Raw genomic sequence first — 17785 nt, forward strand, 5'->3', positions numbered from 1 at the left:
GGGGCGCCGACGCCCTGGCCCTGTCCCTGGCGGCCCCTGCCGGGTGCCAGTCCGCCAGGGGGTGATGCCAGCGGACGGGCAGGTCAGTGTCCGGTGGTCTCGTGGTCCGGGCGGTGGACGGTGGTCCATGTGCGGCCGCCGTCCTTGGACTCGTGGACGGCGTCACTGGTGTCGCCGGCCAGGAGATGGGTGGGGTTGGCCGCGGTCAGTACGGCCGGCCGTGCACCCTCGGGGAGGCGGCCGCGCTCGGCCCAGGACGTGCCGTCGCTGCCGGTCAGGATCCTGCCGTCGGCGGCCAGCGCGATCAGCTGGTCGGGTGCGGCTGCTCCACGGCGGCCAGAACCGGCGTGCCAGGAACCGTCTGGCATGTGGCCCCCGCCATCGGTGCTGCGCGCCAGTCCGTCGCGGGTGGTCGCCCACACCTTCTGCGGTGTCCCGGCGTGGGCGGCGAGGTCGCCGGCCCCGATCTTCGCGCGCCGCTCCCAGGTGGCGCCGGCGTCCGTGCTGGCCCAGATCTGCGAGGTCTGGCTGTCGAGGCCGTAGAGGGTCGGGCCGGCCTGCTGCAGGGAGTGGAAGTCGGCTTCGCCTGCGGCCGAGACAGTGGTCCAGGTCTGTGCGGCGTCGGTGCTGCGGATCAGGCCCAGGTGCGGTGAGGTGGCAGTGGGGTCGGCGAGGGAGGGGTGGCCGCTGGCGAGGAAGGTCCGCGGGCCGGTAACGGTGAAGGCCATCGTGTCCTGGTAGCGGTCGGCGATCCGAACGGCGCCGGCGGGGGTGAGGCGGAAGACGCCGAGATGTCCGGCGGCGTAAGGGCGCCGTCGGCGGGGTCCACGCCGAGACCGTGGAGGTGCCCGGTTCCGGGGTCGACATCGTCGGCCTTGGCCGCGCCGGCCTTGGTCTGGGCGGGCGTGGTGTCGGTCGTCGAGCAGGCGGTCAGCGGCAGGCTGGTGGCGGCGGTGGCCGCGAGCGCGGGTATGCGGAATCGGATGGTCATGTGTGAGGTCCAGAACGCTCGGGAGGGAAGGAAGCGGGTCTGCCCGGGGTGCGGGCAACCGTTGGCGGCTGCCCGCACCCCGGTAGGCAGGTCAGCTCTTGTCGAGGAGGGCGTTCATCCGGGCGATCTCGGCGCTCTGAGAGGTGATGATCGCGGCGGCCATGTCCTTGGCGGGCTGGTAGGCGCCCTCGGACTGCTCGCTCTTGGCCATGGCGACGGCGCCTTCGTGATGCTTGACCATCAGCTTCAGGAAGGCGGTGTCGAACGCCTTGCCCGAGGAGGATTCCAGCTGCTTCATCTCCTCGGCCGTCATCATTCCGGACATGTCGTGCCCGCTGTGGCCCTCTCCGTCGGCCGGGACCTGCTCGCCCCAGGACGTTAGCCAGCCGGAGAGGGTCTTGATCTCCGGGTCCTGAGCCTTCTTGATCTCGTCGGCCAGCTTCTTGACCTCGGCCGACTCGGCGCGGGTCGCGGCGAGGTCGGCCATCTCGATGGCCTGCTGGTGGTGGGGGATCATCCCCTGAGCGAACGTCACGTCGGCGGCGTTGTGCTCGCCCTGCCGCGCCGGTGCGCTGGCGGAGGCGGACGGCGTGGTGGCGTTGTGGCCGGTGTGGGCGGCGCCGCTGTCGTTGCCGTTGCCGCCGCAGGCGGCGAGGACGAGGGCGCCGGTGGCGGCGGCGGCCGCGGCGGTGGCGCGGCGGATCAGGGAACGCTTGGTCATGGTGCAACTCCTGCTGTGAAGCACGCGTAGGCGTGCGGAGATTGGGCGGGCCGAAGGGTGCTCGCCGGCCTGGGGCCGGGCATGCCGGTGCCGCCCTATATGCGCAGGAGTTGCAGTTCGCTCAGTGACGGCGGTGCCCGGCCGCAGGCGGTGGCGCCGGGGGTGATCCCGTGCGCGAGAACCGCCTGGCTCTCGGCGTGACCGGGCAGGACCGCGGGGGCGGGCAGGACGGGGGCGCCGACTGTGCCGGCGGCCGCGCAGGTCGCATCGGCGTGCTCGGTGTGCCCGCCCCGTCCGCTGCCGGCCGGGTCGTCGGCGTGGACACACCCCTGCGAGGCCGCGGCATCGGAGGCAGCCGCCTGCTGGTGGCAGGACGCCGACGCGTGGTGGGAGGTGACCGCTGTGTGCGCGGCCGCTGGCTGAGGGGCGGGCCCCAGGCCGTGCATGGCCACCAGGCCCGTGAGCACGGCAAGGACCAGGAGCACGTAGGAGCGCAGCCCGAAGGGCTTCACCGCTCGCATCCCCTGGCCGTCCATATCCGCATCGTAAGCAGCCCGCTTCGCGGTAGGCGAGGCGAGGTGGGCCGACTGCCCATTGAGGAATACCCCCTAGGGGTATCGCCACCGGCCTGCTGTCGGCCGTCGCAGCCCGCCGCGGCGGCGGAGTCGACGTCCTGGGCGCAGCGGCCGTCACCGCAGGGCTCGCCCCCACCGTCTTCACCGTGGTCCGCGTCCCCGAAACCGGCTGGGCAACAGCACAGACGATCCTTCAGCTGATCGCAGGCGCCACCTGCTGGCCGTGTTCGTCCTCATCCAGCGCTCCGCCCGCTCGCCCCTGATGCCGTTCGGCATCTGGCGCACCCCCGGCCTCGGCGTCTCCAATCTGGCGATGGCACTGCTGGGGGCCGCCTGGATCCCGATGTGGTACTACCTCAACCTCTACCTCCAGCAGGTCCTCGGCTACGGCGCCTTCGCCTCCGGAGCCGCCCTGCTCCCGATGACCGGCCTGCTGATGGTCTTCATGACCACCGCCAGCGCCCGCCTGCTCGGCCGCTTCGGCCCTAAGCCGCTCATCACCGGCGGCCTGCTGGTCCTGGCCGCGGGCCCGGTGTGGCTGTCGGCGGCCCGACCCAGCGGATCCTTCCTCATCGACGTCCTGCCCGCCTCGCCGGTGGCAGCCCTGGGCATGGCGCTCGCCTACATCCCGACCCTGATGGCGGCCATGTCCGCCGCCCCGCAGGAACAGGCCGGCCTCGCCTCGGGCATCGTCAACACCAAATACCAGGTCGGCTCCGCCCTCGGCCTCGCCGCCCTGACCGCACTCGCCACCTCCCAGGGCGCAGGCGCACTCGGCGACCTGACCGCCCTCACCGACGGATTCAGCGCGGTATTCCTCGCCGCGGCCGCCATCGCCGCCGTGGGCGCCCTGGCCACCCTCGCCCTCATGCGCGGCAGGCCGCAGCGCCCGCCCACCGAAACCGCCACCACCGAGGGGGCCGCACAGCGGCAGCACGCCCCCAACTGACCGGAAGGAGAGAGAGAAGGCCCGTCGATACCCATCGACGGGCCTTGCTCATGGCGGCACGCAGCAGGGCGCAGGCCCGAGCCGCTTGCGCACCTGCAGCGGGCGCCCTGTCCGCAGGTTCATTCGACAGGAGAGCGTGACCTGTCAGTGGCCGGGCTGGAGTGATCCAAGAACCCCTTGCATATACCCCCAGGGGGTATACAGTGATGGTGTGAGCCCGCAGGGACGGGGTCACACTGAATGGGATTGGGGATGACGGTCATGGACCACAGCGCACACCACACCAGCACCGCCCACGACCACGCCGCGCACCAGGCGCACGCGGGTCACGCCGGGCACCAGATGGGCGGGGTGACGTGGGGGGCCGCAGCGAAGGCGACGCTGCACTGCCTGACCGGATGCGCCATCGGCGAGATCCTCGGCATGGTCATCGGCACCGCCCTGATGTGGGGCAACGTCCAGACGATGATCCTGGCGATCGCCCTCGCGTTTGTCTTCGGCTACTCGTTCACCCTGTTCGCGGTCCGCAGGGCCGGCTTGGGCTGGAAGAGCGCGATCAAGGTTGCGCTTGCCGCCGACACCGTCTCGATCGCGGTGATGGAGCTCGTGGACAACGGCATCATCGCCCTGACGCCCGGGGCGATGGACGCCCATCTGTCGGACGCGCTGTTCTGGACGGCGCTGCTGGGCGGCTTCGCCGTGGCCTTCGTGATCACGACGCCGGTGAACAAGTGGATGATCGGCCGCGGCAAGGGCCACGCCGTCGTCCACGCCTATCACTGACCCGGCCGTAGCCGTACGGCACCGCGCCCGGCCGCACCCTCACGGTGCGGCCGGGCGCGTTCGCGTCTCGGGGCGTTAGCTGGAGATACCGGGGGCTTCGATGGCGGCCGCCCAGGATCCGCCGGCCTCGCGGGGAACGGAGGCACCCTGATGTCCAGCACCGTCAAGGACATGCTCGCCACCTACCCGGCCGACCTCGGCGACATCGACCAGGCCAAGCTCACCGCCTGTATCGAGGAGTGCATCGCGTGCGCGCAGGCGTGTACGGCGTGTGCGGACGCCTGCCTGTCCGAGGGCATGGTGGGTGACCTGACCAAGTGCATCCGTACCGACATGGACTGCGCCGACATCTGCACCGCCACCGCCGCGGTCCTCTCCCGCCACACCGGCTACGACGCCAACATCACCGCCGCCATCCTTCGGGCGTGCGCCATGGCCTGCAAGGCGTGCGGCGACGAGTGCGCCAAGCATGCCGACATGCACGAGCACTGCCGCATCTGCGCCGAAGCCTGCCGAAGCTGCGAGCAGGCATGCAACGAACTGTTCTCGGCCCTCGGCTGACGCTCGCCCCGTCATCCGTCCCGCCCGGCAGCCGAAATCCCGGCCGGCAGGTCGGGAGCCACGGACCCACTCGTCCGAGGGAACACACGCCCCACAGGAGGCCCACGGCCGACGTGACGCTATGCTCCCCGGCATGGTTGTGGCCCGGGCGACCCATTGCGCGCCGCGGTCCCGCTCTCGTGCAGCGGGCCCGTGGCGAACGTGGGTGCTCGCTGCGCTTCTCCTGACCCTGATGTACACCCACGGTGTCAGCGTGGAGAGCGCCGCAGGCCACGCCCACCCCGGGGCGCCGACCAGCACGGCAGCCCTGAACGTACCGGACCTGGGTTCCGGCGAGCACAGCCACGTGGCGCCCGACCCGCACTCCGGCCAGGGGCACACCGACCACCAGGATGCTCCGGAGCCCGATCACGCCGCTCACCAGTGCGTCTCCGGCCAGCCCCAACAATGCTCTGCGTTGCCCGCTCCGTGCGAGGCCTTGACCATTTACGGGCCTCCGTCTGCGTATGCGTCCGCCGCCGCTCGACCTGTCCCGGCCCTCCGGGTATCTGCTCCCGTGCCGGACTCAGCGGTCCTACGGATCTAACCTTCACGCCCGCCCACAGGTCGATGACCCGTCGGGCATACACGTGAGCCAGCTCCGCCATGCACCAGCGGCGGCTCGGCCATGCCGTGCGCTGAGCCTTGGCCGACCCTTCGATGGCGTGCGAATGCGCAGCGTGGCCGGCTCATGTTGCACCGTGCCCGACGGGTCCGATCTTCGGCCCCGTCCTGCCCGCCTGCCTCGTTGAGAGCCCCGGGCTCCACTGAACTTCCTTTGAAGGGTCCGTTTTGTCTTCCTCGCCCAGTCTCGCCACGACGACCCCGTCCCCCGCCCCGGCGCAGCCGACCCGCAGCCAGCGGCGTTCCAACAGCAGACGGGAAAGCGCCTCCCTGCCGTGGCGCTATCTCGGCTACGTCGGCTACTACGTGGGGGCCGGCCTCATCAGCGGAGCCGTCGTCCACCACCCCATGGCCCCCGCCCGTTACTCGATGATCGCCGCGTCCGGCGTACTGGTCTTCCTGCTGGCGACCGTCCTCAACGACCTCATCCTGGCGTCTAAGAGGCAGCCCCTGTCACGCATCCTGCGCGTGCTCGGCACCTCGACGATGCTCTCCTTCGGCCTGGGCATGCTCAGCGGCGGCATGCAGCACTTCGCAGACCTCCCCGAACGCTGTGCCGTGCTGATACCGCTCGGCATCGTTCTGTCCTTCGTCGCCTTCTTCCTGAAGGAGGCCAAGAGGCCTTGGCGGCGCATCTTCAGCCTCATGGGGCTGGCAATCCTTGTCGTGACAGCCCTCACCTTCCTGGGTCTTCGCCACTTCGCCCCCGCCATGGCCGAGTCCGGAGGCGGACACAGCCACAGCGATGTCGTCCCTGAGAAGGGAAGCGGCGAAGGCCAGGAGAGCGGCCACAGCAGCGACACCACCAAGCCCACCCCCCAACCCACCGCGTCCCCGAACGCCACCCACCCCAGCAAGGAGCCCGGACACGACAACGACGGACACCAGCACTGAGCCGGCCCACATCCGCCGTCACTAGGTGTATTGATCACGAGCGTGGTTGACACTCGACAGGTCTTGAACATGGCGAAGACCTCCGGTGTGGTGGGAGCTGTCTAGGAACTCACCGCACGGAGGTCTTCGTGTCCCACCGTAATACCCGGCTGACGGTCTTCGGTAGGCGGCTACTGGTCGAACGGGTCGCATCGGGCTGTCCGGTCGCCCACGTGGCTGCCGAGATGGGCATATCGCGTGCCACTGCCCATAAGTGGATGCGCCGGTGGAGGACCGAGGGCGAGGCGGGCCTTCAAGACCAGTCCAGCCGGCCCCGCACTACGCCGCATCCGCGTCGTAGGCTCGCCCCATGCCCACCGACGACAGCCCGCAGAGCATCAAGCACTGGCAAGACTGCACGGACGTGTACGACTTCCTCGAGCAGATACGCTTTCGTCCCGGCATGTGGCTGCCCGATGATTCCTTGCTGCACCTGCAATCCATCCTCGTCGGCTACCGAATCGCACTGGGTGTGCACTCCATCGATGAGCCCTTCGCCTTCTGGCCCGATGACCACTTCGCCCAGTGGCTGCGTGAGCACCGCGGCATGTCCAGCTCCCTCGGCTGGGCCGCGGAGATTGAACGCAACACCCCGGACGGCTCCACTCCGATCGAGGAGTTCTTCCGATTGCTGGACGACTACCGCCGTCAAGCCGCCTTGAAGCCGACGCCGAACACCTCAAAGGTCGGCTTCCCCGGCGTCGAGTACATGGGCAACACGTTCGTCACCCTCTTCTGGCGTCAGAGGCTCCTCGACCAGGCTGTGCAACGTCTCGAAGACCGTGACTTCCGCGTCGTGCGGCTGGCAGCGGGCCAATGGAGCACAGAGCAGGACATGCACCGCGCCATCGCTGCCGCCCTGCATTTCCCCGACTACTACGGCCACAACCTTGACGCACTCAACGACTGCCTCGGCGATGTTGCCTGCTACGGCCCTTACGACGACTCAGAGGAAGGCGCGGGACTGGTCCTGGCCTTCATCGACTACGACCGATTCGCAGCTGTCTGCCCCGAGGCCGCGCACGTCGTACTCGACATCATCGCCGACCGAGCCCGTCACGCAGCCGTGCTTCAGCGTCGGCTGATCTGCCTGGTCCACAGCAACGACCCCGACATTCAATTCGACCCGGTCGGTGCCATGCCCGTCATGTGGAACAGCGACGAATGGCTGGACGCCAACCGCCGAGGCTAGTACTCCAGCCGTAGATCGTGATCTTCATGCCTGAGTGGCTTGTCGACGGTAGTGGCTGGCCTGGGATCGGGCCTGGTGGCGGCGCCGCCAGTCGGACCAACCGAGCCGGTGGACGGGTCGGACAACGAGTGTGATGAACAGGCGCTGGATCTCGTTGCAGGTGAGCGGAATGAGGGCATCGGGTGCGGGGCGGGTGTGCTCGTCTGCGCGTACGACGGAGAGGAAGGTGTGCGCGAGCATGGCGAGGGTGACCCAGCGGGACCAGGAGGCATAGCGGCGGACCTGGTGCTCGTCGAGTGCGGCCAGGCCCTTGCCCGACTGGAAGAACTCCTCCACCCGCCATCTTGATCCAGGGACTCTGATCAGCACGGTCAGTGGCACGGGTGGGGGCGAGTAGCAGTGGTAGTAGGGGAGTTCGCCGGTGCTGCGGTTACGGTGGATCAGCAGCTGACGACTCCCGGGTCGGGGGTCGGCGAGGTCGATGACTGCCCAGTCGTAGAGACGGTGGCCCTTGGCCCCGGCCCCTGCGGAGAGCTTCCGCCCTTGGGCACCTTCTTGGTCAGGGTATCCGCACGGAACCTCCCCGCCCCGGTAGTGACTCCGTGCGAGCAGGCCGCCGCGAGGACGTAGCCGGTGCCGCGTTCCTCCAGTGCGGTCGCAGCTTGGGGTCGCCGCCGTAGACCTCGTCGCCGGCGACCCATGCGGCCTGGTGGCCGGCGTCCAGGAACCGGGCAACCATACGCGTGGCCAGTTCCGGCTTGGTGGCGAAGGCGGTGTCCTGGTCGAGTCCGGCATCCCGGCAGCGGTCAGGGTCGGAGGTCCATGAACGCGGGACGTACGTTCCCGGTCCACTGCCGCGTGCCCGCGCCGGCCGGCGTAGACCAGGTAGACGGCGACCTGGGCATTTTCGATCCTGCCCGCGGTACCGGTGTACTGGCGCTGGACGCCGACGGTGTCGGTGCCCTTCTTCACGTCCCCGGTCTCGTCGACCACCAGTACCGCCTGGTCGTCGTGCAGGTGGTCCACCACGTAGTCACACACATCGTCGCGGACCCGGTCGGCGTCCCACTTGGCCCGGCCGAGCAGGTGCTGCATGCCGTCCGGGGTCCTCTCCCCAGCCCATTCGGCGATGGTCCAGCAGTTCTTGCGCGGCAGGTCCGACAGCAGTCCGAGCACCAACTTCCGGACCCGGAACCGGGGTTCGACCCGTGTGAACCGTCCCGCCATGCGGCTCATCAGACCCTCGAACGCCTCCTGCCAGCGGGCAGGGTCTACGCTGTGACCTGCGGCCACCGCGTGATCGTTTGTCTTCACACACCGATGATCAACGGGTCGCCGCACCCGTCTCCACAGCCCGGCGGGGTCGCGCAGCGTCCGCCCGCCGTTCCTGTGTCAGGAGGACATGTGCAACGTGGCGAAGTCTGGTGGGTGGAGTTCGACGAGCGGCGGCCGGTCGTGCTGCTGTCGGGAGACGACGCGTCCGGGATCCGGGTGATGCAGGTCGTCGCTCGGGCGGGTGTCGACATCACCGGTCTGGGCGTCGAAGTGGCAGTAGGCGCCGTGGAAGGACTGCCCTTTGAAGGCATGCTGCGGTTCGCGTTGCCGCGTCCGGGCTTTACCCCTTGCACGTGGCTGACCACCGTGTCCCGGGACGACCTGATCGAGCGAGCGGGCGTTCTGTCCTCCGCGAAACTCAGTGAGATTGAGAACGCCCTCCGTCTCGGTGGACTCATGTAGGCGGAGAAGGAACGGACGCCCGCGACGGCGTGGTCGGTCTCGTGCAGATGATCGACGCTGCCAGCGGCCTCCTAGGCACCCCTCACGATCGAGATCACGAACTACGGCTGGAGTACTAGGCGGGCGATCTTCATCACTCTGCTGCAGCGTCCCAGGCGGCGGTGACACACCCCTCCTCCCGAACTGGCCTCCGAGTTTGTCCAGGCGTTTCACGTCGACCGCCCGCAGACACGTCTGGGGCTGATCGCTGCAGCGTCGGGTGCGGTCGCGGGCTAGTTCGGACCCTGCAGCTACGACAACGACACCGCGAAGATCTCCGCGGTCCTCCACGATTGGGAGCACCGGTTCGGCGCCCGTGTCGTCGCAGTAGGGTGCGGCGACGCTGCACCTCAGCGTCGCCCACCGCCGGTGAGCGAGCAGGATGCTCTCCTGGTCGCAGCCGAGCACTTCGCCCTCTGCCCGGACAACATCTGGCAGGGCAGCAGACCGTACACACTGGCCGCGATACAGGCCGGCCTGCAGACACAACTGGTCTGCCACCGGCCGCGGCCCTGGCGACCTCGTCGGCCAGGGCGGCAGCAGCGGCTCGATCAGCGCCCACAAGTCGTCGTCCACGATCCACGGCCGAGTGCTCACGCACTCACGAACGGCCGAATCATCACACCGGTTACGCCCGACCAGGGCATCTCACCAAGATCCTGTTACGAGCTCTATGGGGGTACGGCGCAGGGCACCCTCGAAGCCCGCGGGGGAGGGGACGGGGTGACGTCACCAACCCGAAGCGGGCAGGGGCATGACGATACGTCAATCGCTGGCGAGTTCGTCGGCCAGTTCCCTCACCGTGTCCACCGAATGACCCAGGGCCTGCCGCGAGGTGGCCCGGGCGCGCCGCAGCCGCTCGTACCCGTATCCGGTGAACGCCACGGCCGTGACGTTCACCGGATACGGGTACGAGCGGCTGCGGCGCGCCCGTCACCCGGTGCGCCGGCCACACGCGCTCCAGCGCCCGCACCGCCGACTCCTGTGCCGCCAGCAGGGCCAGCACCCCGAGCACCCCGCCCGCCGCCAGGGCCGTCGATCCCCGACGGCCCTCGGCCACCGCGACGGCGAGCGCACCGCACGGCCGCCCCGTGTTCGCCGCCGCCAGGCTGGAGTACGCCGAGGACATGGCTCTCACCGATCCTGACGTGGTGGGGGAGGGGTGCCGGCCCTGAAGCCTGGGACCGTCCCGCTGGCGCAGCCGAAAGCGTCCGAGCGAGCGGAGAGCGACGCTGCTACCAGGGGAGTTCCGCGCAGATGGTCTTGCCGCCCTCGGGCATCGGCTTGATGCGGGTGTGGGTGGCGAGGCGCTTGATCAGGTGCCAGCCCCACCCGCCGGCTCCGTCCGTACTGGGGGTTCGGGGCTGGGGATGCTGGGGGCTGCGGTCGGTGACGCAGACGTCGATGGAGTGGTCCAGGAGTTTCAGGCGCAGAGCGCCGGGGCCGTCGGTGTGCCGGATCGCGTTGGTGACGAGTTCGCTCACTACCAGGAGCACGGCGTCCATGCTCCCGACCTGGGCGGGGGCCCGCAGGCGCGCTATGCGGGCGAGGAAGGCGCGCGTGGCGGCACGTGCTGAGGTAGAGGGCTGGGCGGCACGGGACAGGGGCTGATCCAGGACGACGGTGCTCACCTGTTCCTCGTTCCGCCGATGGGCTCTTGTCTCGCGCATGCCCCGCTACGACAGCCCAAACCGGGGCACGCCCACAGAGGCCGCCGTCAGCCGCCGGTAGCGCGGCCCCTGCCGTGGTGGGGTTGACCGTCACTCGTGCGACGGTGCTGTCGGATTCCGAGACGCCGGTTCGCCCGTGCCCGGAGCCTGTTGGAGTCGCGGGCATGGTCACCGGTGAAGACCGGGGTTTTGCCGTCAGAACTGCTGATGACGTTGACCCGCCTCGGTAATGATCACGAACTGGGGAGGTTTGGAAACCTCGGCGCGGTGAAGACGATCGTTCACGCCAGCTTTATACATCGAGGTAGGAGACGCATCATGGGTATCATCGCTTGGATTCTGATCGGGCTGCTCGCGGGTCTCATCGCGAAGGCGCTGATGCCAGGCAAGGACCCGGGCGGCATCATCATCACCATGCTGATCGGCATCGCGGGCGGTCTGCTCGGGGGCTTCCTCGGCAAGGTCATCTTCGGTGTCGACTCCATCGATGGCTTCTTCGACCTCTCGACCTGGATCGCCGCGATCATCGGCTCCGTGATCCTCCTCGCCATCTACCGGCTGGTCACCGGCAACAAGCGTCACCACAGCCACGCCTGAGTGGCCCAGTCTCACCGCAGACGGAAAACGGCTCCCCTTCTCCACGAGGGCGGAGCCGTTCCGCTGCTGTCAGGCAGCCAGGCACCGCGAGCAACTGCCTCGACGACGTCGTCCGCGGACGGCGCGATCATCGCCGTCCAGCTGCGGCCATCCCGCACCCCGCCACCTGACATCAGCAGAACGCTCTCGGCTCGGCCTTGGGGACGCCCATGCGTGGTCGGGGCTTCGTGGGGCACAGACCGCATCGAGCCCACCGACTTCAACACCATCCAGGGACGTTGCCCGACTAGAGCGGTGTAGCTCGACGCTGCACGCTCCACCTGTCTCCACAGGGAGCCTTTCCTGCCTCACATCAGCAGCCCCATCAGTTTCATCGACTGTCCTATGGGGAGGATGAGGCTGCGATCGGGGACGAAGCACGTCAGCGACGCCTAGAGAACAAGGGGCAGGGATGGCTCAGGGGACTGTGAAGTGGTTCAACGGGGAGAAGGGCTTTGGGTTCATCTCCCCGGATGATGGCGGCGCGGACGTCTTCGTGCACTTCAGCGCGATCCAGGGAAGCGGTTTCCGCAACCTTGAGGAAAACCAGCGGGTCGAGTTCGAGGTCACCCAGGGGCAGCGCGGTCCCCAGGCCGATCAGGTTCGCGCCCTCTGACCGGACTGCAGGCGCAAGCCAAGGCCCACAGGGGCCACCTCTTTCACAGGACGTTCCTGGCTTCCTGCGGCCACGTGCGGGTGGGGGCACCCGTGGACGGTGACGGCGGCGGCTCCCCTCACTCTCCCTCGATGACGCCGTGGACAGCCACGCAGTAATAGGTCCCGCCGATGTCCTGCACCACCCCGTTATGCGCGGCGCAGTCGGCCGCCGAGATGGGCCCGGGCTCCGCTACGGCTGCCGTAGTTCCGGCGATGGTGAACGCCAGCGCGATGCAGGACGTGGCAATGAGGGCGGAGGTTCGCCAGCGCATGGTTGCCTCTTTCGTGACTGGACGGGCAGGTGCCCCAACTCAAGCTCATGCCGAAGTCGCTCGGGCTTCGGTGTGCGGGCGTGGCGAGGGTGAACCCTGATCACCCGGCCGGCCCGCCGCATGAACTCGAATAGGTCGGCGGGGCCGAGGGCGAGACCCTGTTTTGCCCGCAGCTTCTGGTCTTCGGCCACCCCGACGGCGTCGGCCGCCGGGGTGGCGTACTCGTTCTCTGCTCCCGCCGGATCGACGATCTCCACGAGGGTGAGCGCCTGGTTCTCACCGTCTCCCGCCCGTGAGGTCGATAGTTGTTCCTACCGTGGCGGAAGCGGGCTGCGGTGTGGGGTTCGGCTGCTGTGCCGCGGGCACCGCTTCCGGGGCCCGGAAGTACCGCCTTTGCCGCCAGCAGCACGGGTGTCGTGGGCGCTCTTGGGGGTGTCCGCGCTCCCGCTCTCTCCCGCACCGCCCGCCCTTGCCTGGTCGGCGACGCCGGCGCCCACGGACCGGGGGTGGGGTTGATGACGGCCGCCGACGTCTCACAGCACGCCCATGCGCACGACGGCGGTGTCGAAGCCCTGGCCACCGCGGGCATCGAGGTACGAGGGTGGGCCGCCTCACCGGTCGACGGCACGGCCGGGCCCGCGGATCCCGGCACGATCAACACGCCGTCGAGGCCAAGGTCCAGGCTGTCCTCGATGCGGGCTACGACTGCTCCGGCACACCCACCGATGCCGTGTGCGTCGCCGCCCGCACCGCACACCCTGGCGAAGAGCTCCACGCCTTCGCCGGCCCCCGCTCGCAGTGGGGCGCCCGCCTGGCCCGCGCGGTCCACCGTGCCGTACGCGGCGCCATACCGACGCCCTGATACGCGCACGTCATCAGCTCGCGAATCTCCCTGAGGGGGTGATTCAACCCCCGTCAGGCGCCTCAAGACGGTTGAAGCCGGCGAGGCGGGCGAGATAGCGAAGGGGAATGACTCACCGTCGGAGGTCTTGAAGGCCGCCACGACGTCGTGGTCCGGCTCACCGAATACCTCGAAGTGCTGCACGGTGCAGTGCTCCATCACCTCGCGGATGTACGGATCCGACAGCCGCCAGTGGGCGCGGATGGCATCTGAGTCCCGGTAGAGCTGGAAGCTATGCGCCGGCATCCGCTCCTCATCGATGAATACCTCCACCATGAGTTGGGGGCCGTGCTCTTGGGTGAATGCCACCGCCCGTGCGATGGCATCCCGGAACTGTTGGACTTCAACCATAGTTGAGGTCAACGGGGGCTCGACCGAGAGTATCGGCGACGAAGCTGACGCTGTTGAGACGCTCGGCTAGGCCGAGGTGCGTGTCATGGCTGCTGAGCCTTCCAACCGGTTGCGCAAGCAAGGACGCCACACTGTTGGTGAACGCCCGCCCCTGGCCGACAGTCGGCGGCAGGGGGGCAGCAGATCACGCAGGACGGTCAGTCGGTCCGTGCGCCGCCGGGTGCGAAGGGGCTCCTTCAGACGGTGGTCGAGTTCAGCGCGGCGGTCCGGACCTCGGGCTCAAGCGCGTACTCGGCCCACGCCCCCGCCAGCCTGCGCACCGCCTCCGACAGCACGTCCGGCGGGAGCAGGAAGTGCAGGCGCAGCATGCGGGTGCTGCCCCCGAGGGGGTCCATCGTCGAGCCGGGCAGGACGGCCACCCCGTGGCGCAACGCGACCTGCGCGAAGGAGACCCCGTCGCCGTACGGGAGCCGCACCCACAGCGTCTGGCCGCCCCCGGCCGGCGGGCAGCTCCAGGAAGGCAGTCGGAGGGCGAGCTCGGCGCGCAGCCGGTCATGGCCGGCCCGCAGTTCCCGTACCCGGCGGTTCAGCAGAGGGTCGAACCCCTCCAGCAGCCGGACCGCGGCCAGCTGCGCCGGAACGTCACTGCCCAGGTCGTGGACGGCCTTCAGTCGGGCGAGCCGGCCCACCAGCGGGGCCGGGCCGCGGACCCAGCCGATCCGCAGGCCGCCCCAGATCGCCTTGCTGAGCGAGCCGACGGTGATTACTTCGGAGCCGTACGAGGACAGCGGCGGCTGCTCCGGGAGGTCACCGAAGCCGAGGTCGGTGAGCACCTCGTCGTCGACCAGCGGCACCCCGTACGCCTCCGCCGCCTCCACCAGCCGCCGCCCGAGCAGCGGGGGCAGGACGGCGCCCGTCGGGTTCTGGAAGCGCGGGATCACGTAGACGAGGGCGGGGCGGTGACGTTCCATCACCCGGATCGCCTCCGCCACGTCGAGGCCGTCCGGCCCCACCCGTACCGGATGAGGCACCGCCGCCGCCTCTCGGAACAGGTCGAGCGCACCGGGGTAGGTCGGCGCCTCCACGAGTACCCCGTCGCCCGGAGCGAGCAGCAGCCGGGTGAGCAGCGAGAGCGCCTGCTGGGCGCCGGTGGTGACCAGGACCTGCGCCGCGGAGGTCGGCACGCCGCGCCGGTCGTAGCGCCGCGCGACCGCCTCGCGCAGGGCGGGCAGGCCGGCCGGATGGTAGCCCAGGTCGTCGCCCGGCAGTGCGAGTCGCCCGTACGCCTCGGCGAGTTCGGGAGGTGGACCGACGGGCGCGGCGCAGCTCAGGAGGATCACCCCGTCCTGAGCCGACGGGTCGAGGAGGTGCAGGAACATCGGGTTGGAGGTTTCCGTCACCCGGGGCTCCGACGGCGCGAGGACCGCCGGTGCCACACGCGTACCGCTGCCTTGGCGGCGCACCAGGCGCCTCTCCTGGCGCAGCGTCTCGTACGCCGACACCACCGTCGTACGCCCCACCGCGAGCGCGGCGGCGAGCCGGCGGTCCGGCGGCAGCGGTGTGCCCGGCGGTAGCAGCCCCTCATCGGCCAACTGCCGTATCCGGGCGGCGAGGAGGAGGTACAGCGGTCCCCGGCCGGCCGACCAGCGGCCGAGCCGGGCGACGAGGTCGTCCAGCGTGATTGGCTCCATTGGCAGACCAATCTGCCGGTATTGGTCCTGTGGCCGCAAGCTGACCGTCCGCAGACTGGACGTCATGAGCGCCGATACACACACTTCCGCCGACACGCCCACTTCCGCTGCCCCCGACCATTCTGCCCATGCGCGCCCGACCGCCGCGGCCCATCGCCCCGAGACCCTCGCCGTCCACTCTCCGCAGCCGGAGATCCGCGGCAGCAGGCCGCTCGGCGTCCCCCTCCACCAGGGGCACGTCTTCGCCTTCGAGACCGCCGACGCCATGGCCGAGGCCTTCCACTCGACCGACACCTTCGTCTACAGCCGCATGGGCAACCCCACCGTCCGCGCCCTGGAAACCGCCGTCGCCCGCCTGGAGGGGGGTGCCGCCGCGCTCTCCTACGCCTCCGGCATGGGCGCCATCAACGGCGTCCTGCTCGGACTGCTCTCCAGCGCCGGTCACGTCGTCGCCCAGCGTTGTCTGTACGGCGGCACGTACGCCCTGCTCGACGATCTCACCGCCCGCTGGGGCGTGGAGGTGACGTACGTCTCCGGCACCGACCCCGACGAGGTGCGGGCCGCGCTGCGCCCCGAGACCCGGCTGCTCTACCTGGAGACCATCGCCAACCCCACCACCCGGGTCTCCGACCTCCCCGCCCTGATCCGCGCCGCCCATGAGGCCGGTGTCCCGACCGCCGTCGACAACACGTTCGCCTCGCCGCTGCTGTGCCGGCCGATCGAGTACGGAGCCGACATCGTCGTGCACTCGGCGACCAAGTACCTCGCCGGTCACGCCGACGTCCTCGGCGGCATCGCCGTCTTCAAGGACGAGGAGCTGTACCGCCGCATCCGCCACTACGCGATCGAACAGGGCGCCACCACCGACCCGTTCGCCGCCTGGCTGACCCTGCGCGGCATGCAGACGCTGCCGCTGCGCATCGAGCGGCAGTGTGCCAACGCCGCCGAGCTCGCCGCGCGGCTCGCCGCCCACCCGGCGGTCGCCGCCGTCCGCCACCCCGCCCTCGCGGGGCACCCCGACCGCGAGGTGGCGGCGCGGCTGTTGCCCCGGGGTGGCGGCGGGGTCGTCTCCTTCGACCTTGCGGGCGGCCGCGAGGCTGGCCGGACCTTCGTCGAGGCGGTCGAGGTGGCCTCGCTCAGCGCCTCGCTCGGCGACGTGAAGACCCTCGTCATGCACCCGGCCTCCACCTCCCACCGCCAGCTCGACGCCGACGCCCTCGCGGCGGCGGGCATCGGACCGGGCACGGTCCGGGTCTCAGTCGGCATCGAGCACGTCGAAGACCTGTGGCAGGACCTGGAGCAGGCCCTGGCGAAAGCCCTCTAGGCCCTGTCGTCAAAGTCCCGCCTGTCCCGCGGCGGCCGGCACCCCACCTCGCTGCGTTGTCGGGGCGCCCAAGTACGTCCAGTACGCGGGCGGCGATCCCGGCGGCCTGGTGGGCGGTGTTGTTCTTGACGGCGCTGCTGGTGAAGGCCGCCGCTGCTGCACCGCCGGTGCTGTAGATGGCGCCGCCGGTGCCGTCGGCGGTGTTGTCGGACAGCTCGCTGCGGGTGAGGGTGACCTCGCCGAAGTTCAAGATGCCGCCACCGTTGGTGGCCGTGTGACCGCCGCTGAGGGTGACCGATTGGAGAGTGAGGGCGCCGGTGGTGCTGACCTGGGCGATGCGGAATGCGGACGCCCCGGCGCGGGTGATGGTGTTGTCCTGGCCCTCGCTCATGCGGGCACTACGTAAACGCGCAGTGCGGTCAGACGCTACGGCCTCAGCTGAGAGGACTAGGCGGTGTTGGAGATGTGCAGTTTTGGTCCGCTCAGTGCGCTGGTTGCTTATCCTTGTGGCCATGACTGCCCAGCCTGCGGAGCCCTCTCCGCGACCTGCTCCATCAGGAGAGCTCCGCGCCTCTCACGACGACCGGGAAGCAGTGGTGGAGCAGCTGCGCGATGCGGCAGCCGAGGGGCGAATCGATCTCGATGAGCTGGATTCACGCCTGGAGCAGGCGCTGACGTCCAAGACTCACGCCGAGTTGGCCGTCCTGACCGCCGACTTGCCGAGGCCGACGTCCGCTGAGGGCCGGCCGCCGCTGGTGCTCAAGGGTGGCATGAGTGGCGCGTCTCGAGGCCCCGGGCGCTGGGAGGTTCCCGGACGCGTGATCGCTCACGGGGGCGTGGGGGGTGTGAAGGTTGACTTCACCCGGGTTGAGTGCCGTCTCACGGAGGTTGCAGTGGAGGCGTACGGGGAGACATCTGGTGTCACGGTAGTCATCCCCGACGGCTGGGCCGCAGACACCAACGGCCTGGATCCCGGCGTGGGCGGTCTGACGGACAAGACCAGTCCCGACCGGCTTCCAGGAACTCCGCTGATCCGGCTCACCGGGGCCGGCGGTATGGGGGGAGTAATCATCCGCCACCCCAATCGCCGGGAACAGCGCAAGATGCGAAGCAACCCGGCGCAGGGCTAGGAGGCGTGC

16 protein-coding genes and 5 pseudogenes are annotated in these 17785 nt (G+C 69.8%); 13 read left to right on the forward strand and 8 right to left on the reverse strand.

What is annotated here, in order from left to right:
- Positions 1–83: 83 nt before the first annotated feature.
- From BGK67_RS32830 to BGK67_RS32840, 3 genes are all read right to left on the reverse strand, one after another.
- Positions 84–728, reverse strand: coding sequence for a beta propeller repeat protein (locus BGK67_RS32830; protein WP_069923454.1), 645 nt, complete (start codon positions 726–728; stop codon positions 84–86).
- A 354-nt stretch (positions 729–1082) separates the two neighbouring features.
- Positions 1083–1712, reverse strand: a complete 630-nt coding sequence (locus BGK67_RS32835) for a DUF305 domain-containing protein (RefSeq protein ID WP_069923455.1) — start codon at positions 1710–1712, stop codon at positions 1083–1085.
- A gap of 95 nt (positions 1713–1807) precedes the next feature.
- Positions 1808–2248, reverse strand: a complete 441-nt coding sequence (locus BGK67_RS32840; protein WP_069923456.1) for a DUF6153 family protein — start codon at positions 2246–2248, stop codon at positions 1808–1810.
- Positions 2249–2331: 83 nt separating this feature from the next.
- Here BGK67_RS32840 and BGK67_RS32845 point away from each other — a divergent pair.
- From BGK67_RS32845 to BGK67_RS36850, 6 genes and pseudogenes are all read left to right on the forward strand, one after another.
- Positions 2332–3236, forward strand: a pseudogene (locus BGK67_RS32845) (MFS transporter); the annotation flags it as partial.
- A 261-nt stretch (positions 3237–3497) separates the two neighbouring features.
- Entirely contained in the window at positions 3498–4019 is a 522-nt protein-coding gene (locus tag BGK67_RS32850; RefSeq protein WP_069924291.1) for a DUF4396 domain-containing protein, read from the forward strand.
- A 150-nt stretch (positions 4020–4169) separates the two neighbouring features.
- A complete protein-coding gene (locus BGK67_RS32855; RefSeq protein ID WP_069923457.1) occupies positions 4170–4580 on the forward strand; it encodes a four-helix bundle copper-binding protein in 411 nt (136 codons plus the stop codon).
- 831 nt (positions 4581–5411) lie between these two features.
- Complete coding sequence (locus tag BGK67_RS32860) at positions 5412–6137, forward strand: hypothetical protein (protein ID WP_069923458.1); 726 nt, start codon at positions 5412–5414, stop codon at positions 6135–6137.
- Positions 6138–6265: 128 nt separating this feature from the next.
- Positions 6266–6466 (forward strand): annotated as a pseudogene (locus BGK67_RS36845) (helix-turn-helix domain-containing protein); the annotation flags it as partial.
- A gap of 20 nt (positions 6467–6486) precedes the next feature.
- Positions 6487–7368, forward strand: coding sequence for a barstar family protein (locus BGK67_RS36850; RefSeq protein WP_079154518.1), 882 nt, complete (start codon positions 6487–6489; stop codon positions 7366–7368).
- Positions 7369–7392: 24 nt separating this feature from the next.
- Here BGK67_RS36850 and BGK67_RS32870 read toward each other — a convergent pair.
- Positions 7393–8604 (reverse strand): annotated as a pseudogene (locus BGK67_RS32870) (IS701 family transposase).
- Positions 8605–8796: 192 nt separating this feature from the next.
- On the opposite strand from BGK67_RS32870, the gene BGK67_RS32875 reads away from it, so the two are divergent.
- Both BGK67_RS32875 and BGK67_RS40425 read left to right on the forward strand, forming a co-directional pair.
- The gene (locus BGK67_RS32875) at positions 8797–9105 is read left to right on the forward strand and encodes a type II toxin-antitoxin system PemK/MazF family toxin (protein ID WP_244291395.1); all 309 of its coding nucleotides are present in this window, start codon (positions 8797–8799) and stop codon (positions 9103–9105) included.
- A gap of 291 nt (positions 9106–9396) precedes the next feature.
- A pseudogene (locus BGK67_RS40425) lies at positions 9397–9603 on the forward strand (DUF4253 domain-containing protein); the annotation flags it as partial.
- A 306-nt stretch (positions 9604–9909) separates the two neighbouring features.
- Here BGK67_RS40425 and BGK67_RS40840 read toward each other — a convergent pair.
- Both BGK67_RS40840 and BGK67_RS32880 read right to left on the reverse strand, forming a co-directional pair.
- Entirely contained in the window at positions 9910–10044 is a 135-nt protein-coding gene (locus BGK67_RS40840) for a hypothetical protein (protein ID WP_279628723.1), read from the reverse strand.
- 335 nt (positions 10045–10379) lie between these two features.
- The gene (locus tag BGK67_RS32880; RefSeq protein WP_069923460.1) at positions 10380–10775 is read right to left on the reverse strand and encodes an ATP-binding protein; all 396 of its coding nucleotides are present in this window, start codon (positions 10773–10775) and stop codon (positions 10380–10382) included.
- 357 nt (positions 10776–11132) lie between these two features.
- Here BGK67_RS32880 and BGK67_RS32885 point away from each other — a divergent pair, with 357 nt between their 5' ends.
- Together BGK67_RS32885 and cspE are read left to right on the forward strand one after the other, a co-directional pair.
- On the forward strand, positions 11133–11411 hold the full coding sequence (locus BGK67_RS32885; protein ID WP_069923461.1) for a GlsB/YeaQ/YmgE family stress response membrane protein: 279 nt from the start codon (positions 11133–11135) through the stop codon (positions 11409–11411).
- 451 nt (positions 11412–11862) lie between these two features.
- On the forward strand, positions 11863–12066 hold the full coding sequence (cspE, locus tag BGK67_RS32890; protein ID WP_069923462.1) for a transcription antiterminator/RNA stability regulator CspE: 204 nt from the start codon (positions 11863–11865) through the stop codon (positions 12064–12066).
- Positions 12067–12184: 118 nt separating this feature from the next.
- Here cspE and BGK67_RS32895 read toward each other — a convergent pair whose 3' ends face one another.
- Positions 12185–12379 (reverse strand): hypothetical protein, encoded by a 195-nt coding sequence (locus BGK67_RS32895; RefSeq protein WP_069923463.1) that lies wholly within the window; start codon positions 12377–12379, stop codon positions 12185–12187.
- A gap of 335 nt (positions 12380–12714) precedes the next feature.
- On the opposite strand from BGK67_RS32895, the pseudogene BGK67_RS37980 reads away from it, so the two are divergent.
- Positions 12715–13241: pseudogene (locus BGK67_RS37980) on the forward strand (adenosylcobinamide amidohydrolase).
- A gap of 626 nt (positions 13242–13867) precedes the next feature.
- Here the strand turns inward: BGK67_RS37980 and BGK67_RS32905 are convergent.
- A complete protein-coding gene (locus BGK67_RS32905; RefSeq protein ID WP_069923465.1) occupies positions 13868–15322 on the reverse strand; it encodes an aminotransferase-like domain-containing protein in 1455 nt (484 codons plus the stop codon).
- A gap of 64 nt (positions 15323–15386) precedes the next feature.
- Here BGK67_RS32905 and BGK67_RS32910 point away from each other — a divergent pair, with 64 nt between their 5' ends.
- Entirely contained in the window at positions 15387–16646 is a 1260-nt protein-coding gene (locus BGK67_RS32910; RefSeq protein WP_079154520.1) for a trans-sulfuration enzyme family protein, read from the forward strand.
- Between the two features lie 512 nt (positions 16647–17158).
- Positions 17159–17776 carry a DUF1707 SHOCT-like domain-containing protein gene (locus BGK67_RS32915; RefSeq protein WP_069924294.1) on the forward strand — a complete coding sequence of 206 codons (618 nt, stop codon included), beginning with the start codon at positions 17159–17161 and terminating at the stop codon, positions 17774–17776.
- Positions 17777–17785 lie beyond the last annotated feature (9 nt).

Origin of the sequence: Streptomyces subrutilus (genome assembly GCF_001746425.1) — a bacterium.
GTDB lineage: Bacteria > Actinomycetota > Actinomycetes > Streptomycetales > Streptomycetaceae > Streptomyces > Streptomyces subrutilus_A.